The 4,622-nt window shown below is 75.5% G+C and carries 3 protein-coding genes; 1 reads left to right on the forward strand and 2 read right to left on the reverse strand.

All coding sequences use genetic code 11. From position 1 onward, the window contains the following. The coding region (locus EF918_RS32900; protein WP_125652563.1) for a sorbosone dehydrogenase family protein at positions 1-1,122 on the forward strand (1,122 nt) is incomplete at its 5' end. Positions 1,123-1,177: 55 nt separating this feature from the next. Here EF918_RS32900 and EF918_RS32905 read toward each other — a convergent pair. Together EF918_RS32905 and EF918_RS32910 are read right to left on the reverse strand one after the other, a co-directional pair. Next, on the reverse strand, positions 1,178-4,219 hold the full coding sequence (locus EF918_RS32905) for a helix-turn-helix transcriptional regulator (protein WP_125652564.1): 3,042 nt from the start codon (positions 4,217-4,219) through the stop codon (positions 1,178-1,180). A gap of 80 nt (positions 4,220-4,299) precedes the next feature. After that, complete coding sequence (locus tag EF918_RS32910) at positions 4,300-4,500, reverse strand: hypothetical protein (RefSeq protein ID WP_125652565.1); 201 nt, start codon at positions 4,498-4,500, stop codon at positions 4,300-4,302. Between the last annotated feature and the right edge of the window lie 122 nt (positions 4,501-4,622).

Here is a 4,622-nt window from a genome sequence, read left to right on the forward strand (position 1 = left end):
GCCGTGTTGCTGGCGGGTGGGTGTGCGGGGCCGGGCGGGAGCGGGGTGGCGGCCGGGACGCCGTCGGCGGGGACGGCCGCCCCGCGGGTCGCTCCGTCCGGAACGGCGACCGGGGCGAGGCCGCCAGCCCAGGGGTCGGTCGCGGTGACCGGCGAGGTGGCCAAGGGCCTGGAGTCGCCCTGGGGGGTGGCCCCGCTGCCGGACGGTGACCTGCTGGTCGCCTCCCGCGACCAGGGGACGGTCAGCCGGGTGGACACCGCCACGGGCGCCGTGACACCGGTCGGCGAGGTGCCCGGGGTGGCCCCGGGCGGCGAGGGCGGCCTGCTCGGGCTCGCGCTCTCCCCCACGTACGCCGCGGACAAACAGGTGTACGTCTACTTCACCACGGAGTCCGACAACCGGATCGCGCGCATGCACTACGACGGGCGCCGACCGGCCGGGCAGCAGCTGGACGCGCCCGACGTGGTGCTCCGCGGCATCCCCAAGGGCCTGATCCACAACGGGGGGCGGATCGCGTTCGGTCCGGACCGGATGCTCTACGCCGGCACGGGCGAGACCGGTGACAAGGCGCTGGCCCAGGACCCGGCCTCGCTGGGCGGGAAGATCCTGCGGATGACCCCGGACGGCAGACCGGCACCGGGCAATCCGCGGCCGGGGTCGGTCGTCTACTCGCTCGGGCACCGCAATGTGCAGGGACTGGCCTGGGACGGCGACCGGCGGCTGTGGGCGGCCGAGTTCGGGCAGAACACCTGGGACGAGCTCAACCTGATCGCGCCCGGCGGCAACTACGGCTGGCCGGAGGCCGAGGGCAAGGCCGGGCGGGCCGGGTTCCGGGACCCGGTGGCCCAGTGGGGCACGGCCGAGGCCTCGCCCAGCGGGATCGCCTGGGCGGAGGGCTCGATCTGGCTGGCCGCCCTCAAGGGCGAGCGGCTGTGGCGCGTACCCCTGGACGGCACGCGGCCGGTGGCCGACCCGCAGGCGTTCCTGACGGGTACCTACGGCCGGCTGCGCACGGTGATCGCTCTGGGCGGGGACAAGTTGCTGCTGGTCACGAGCGAGACCGACGGCCGGGGCTCGCCCGCGCCGGGCGACGACCGGATCCTCACGCTGACGGTCCGCTGACGGCCCGCCGCCCCGCCACCGCCCCGACGGCCCGCAGGCCCGGGGCGGTGACGCCCTAGCGGGCCGGCTGGTCCGCCGGGGCGAAGAGGCGGAGGCGGTGGGCCAGGGCGGCGGCCTCGCCGCGGGCGGAGACGCCGAGCTTGGCCAGGATGTTCGAGACGTGGACGCTCGCCGTCTTCGGGGAGATGAACAGTTCCTCGGCGATCCGGCGGTTGGTGCACCCGGCCGCGACCAGCCGGAGCACGTCCCGTTCGCGGCTGGTCAGGCCCAGCGCCTCCACCGGGTCGGTCTCGGCCTCCTCGGCCTCGACGGCCCCGGTCCGGGCCGCGGCGAGCGGGAGGCGGGCGCGCTGGGCGAGCAGGCCCAGGTCCTCCCGCAGCCGGCGGGCACCGAGCCGGTCGGCGGCGGCGAGGGCGTGGCCCACCAGCGCCGCGGCCCGGTCCCGGTCGCCGCCGGCGGCCAGCACGGCCTCGGCGAGCCGGTGCCGCGCGCGGGCCAGCAGGTACGGGCGCTCCAGCGGGCGGACGGCGGCCTCGACGGCGGCCCAGTCCTCGGCGGTGTCCGAGCCCTCGGCGCGGCGCAGTTCGGCGTGGACGAACTCGGCGTGGGCGCGCCACACCGGGAACGGCGTGGCCAGGGTGCGGGCGGCGGTGCGGATCGCGTCCACGGCCGCGGCCCGCCCGGCGTCGGCCGCGGGCAGGCCGACCGCGTCGGCCTCGGCGGTGGCGGCGGCCAGCAGCAGCGGCCAGGCGTAGCGGTGGTGGCCGAGCGGGAAGCCGTAGCCGACCGCGTCGACGAACTCGCTGCGGACGTCGGCGATCCGCCCCTCCCCCGCCGCGACGCCCACCGTCAGGCGGTAGAGCGGGATGCGGTGCTGGGGCTGTGTGTCGTGGGTGCCGAAGTGGGTGTGGGCGGCGGCCAGTTGCTGGGCCGCCTCGGCCAGTTCGCCGCGAGCCAGGGCCAGGTACGCCAGGCGTGCGGAGGCGGAGCCGCGCGGTGCGGCGCTCTGCGCGACGTGCAGGGTGCGCCGGGCCACGTCCGCGGCCTCGTCCCAGCGGCCGAGGCTGTACAGGCTCTCGGCGAGGTTGCCCCGGATCCAGGCCTCGGTGTCCAGCAGCCGGGCCCGGCCGACGAGTTCGACGCCCTCCTCGGCGAGTTCGACCGCTTCGCGGGAGCGGCCCATGCTCTCCAGCTGGGAGGTGAGGTTGATGGTGGCGCGGCCCGCGATCATCGTGAAGCCGCGTGCGACGGCACGGTCCTTGACCTCGTGCAGGGCGGCGATCCCGGCCTCCGCGCCGCCCGCGTCGGTGAGCAGGCTGCCGACGGTGACCCGGGCGTCGAGCTCGACCTCCTCGGCGCCGACCATCCGCGCGTACTCGACGGCCCGTTCGGCGGCGGCGAGGTTGTCGGGGCCGGGGTTGTGGAGCATGCCCCAGCCGGCGGCGCGCATCAGCACCTCGGCGTGGACGTGGGACGGGGGCAGGCCGCGCACGAGTTCCTGGGCCTTGGCCAGTTCCTCCCAGCCGTCGCCGCGGGCGAGGCTGGAGACCAGCCGGGAGCGCTCGGTCCAGAACCAGGCGGCGCGCAGCGGGTCGGGGTCGTCCTCCAGCATGCGCAGGGCCAGCTTGGTGAACTTCACCGCGCGTTCGCGCTCGCCGCCGAACCGGGCGGCGACGGTGGCCTCGGCGAGCAGGTCGAGCCGGACCAGCGGGGTGGTCGCCGGGTCGCACCCGCACGGAGGGTAGACCTCGGTGTAGTCCACCGGCCGCAGCCCCTCGCGGACCTCCGCCGGGACGCTGTCCCACAGGTCCATGGCCCGCTCCAGCAGGCGCAGTTGCTCGGAGTAGGCGTGCCGGCGGCGGGCGGCGACGGAGGCGTCGAGCACGGCGGGCAGCGCCTTGGCCGGGTCGTTGGCGTAGTACCAGTAGGTGGCGAGCCGGATGACCCGCTCCTCGGCGCGCACCAGGGTGTCGTCGGCCTCCAGGCACTCGGCGTAGCGGCGGTTGACGCGGGCGCGTTCGCCCGGGAGCAGGTCGTCGCTGACGGCCTCACGGACCAGGGAGTGCCGGAAGCGGTAGCCGTCGCCGTCGGGGGTGGCGAGCAGGATGTTGGCGCCGACGGCCGCGCGCAGGGCCTCGATCAGTTCGTCCTCGGTGAGCCGGGAGACGGCCAGCAGCAGCGGGTACTCGACGGTGGAACCGCCCTCGGCGACGATCCGTACGACGCGCTGGGCGCGTTCGGGCAGCACCTCGACGCGGACGAGCAGCAGGTCGCGCAGGGACTCGGTCAGGCCGGTGCGGCAGCCGCTCTTCATGGAGGCGACGAGTTCCTCGACGAAGAAGGCGTTGCCGTCGGAGCGGTCGAAGACGGACGCGACCATGTCCTCGTCGGGCTGGGAGGCGAGGATGCCGGCGAGCTGGCGGCGGACCTCGGCGCGGTTGAAGCGGGCCAGTTCGATGCGCTGGACGGTGCGCAGCCGGTCGAGTTCGGCGAGCAGGGGGCGCAGCGGGTGGCGGCGGTGGATGTCGTCGGCGCGGTAGGTGGCGACCACGACGAGGCTGCCGCCGGCCAGGGTGCGGAAGAGGTACGCGAGCAGGTGGCGGGTGGAGGTGTCCGCCCAGTGGAGGTCCTCCAGGACCAGGACGACGGTGCGGTCGGCGGCTATGCGTTCCAGCAGCCGGGCGGTGAGCTCGAAGAGCCGGGCGGTGCTCTCCTCGTCGTGCGGGCCGCGCGGGGTCTCGCCGAGCTCGGGCAGGATCCGGGCGAGTTCGCCCTCCTGGCCGGCCGCGGCGGCGGCCAGTTCGTCGGGGAGCTGGCGGCGCAGGCTGCGCAGGGCCGTGGAGAAGGGGGCGAAGGGAAGTCCTTCCGCCCCGATCTCCACGCACCCGCCGACGGCCACGACGGCTCCGCGGCGCGTGGCCTCGCACAGGAACTCCTCGGTGAGGCGGGTCTTGCCGACACCGGCCTCCCCGCCGATCAGCAGTGCCTGCGGTTCGTGGCCGGAGGCACGGGACAGGGCGTCGGTGAGGACGGCCAGTTCGTCGGCGCGGCCGACGAACACCGGGCTGACAGATCTGGTCTCCACGGGGGCGAGCATCGCACAGAGATCCACCTGCGCGGCACTGCGTATCGGGACGGTCGTCATCACGGGTTCAGGTCACGGCCCGGGCCGGGCCCTCAGGCGGCGCGGCCGAAGAAGCTCCGTCCGTCCCTCACCTTCCCTTCGGATTCCTCGCGACGACCGGAGCGGAGCGCGGCCTCGACCTGGCGCACCATCCGGTACCGGTCGGCCTCGCGGTAGAGGTCGGCGCGGCGGGCGACGGCGATCTCGTACTCGAACATCTGGTTCTCCTCGGGGAGTTCGGTCTTCTCGGGCACCTCGTGCGGTGTGTTCCAAGAATCCCGTCCCAGAGGGGTCGGCCACATCGGGCGCTTGCCGCATCTGTGCGGCCCGGGGGTCCTTAGGGCGGGGCGGGGTGGTCCCGGTCGCGGCCTAAGGC

Source organism: Streptomyces sp. WAC06614, assembly GCF_003949795.1.
Classification (GTDB): domain Bacteria; phylum Actinomycetota; class Actinomycetes; order Streptomycetales; family Streptomycetaceae; genus Streptomyces.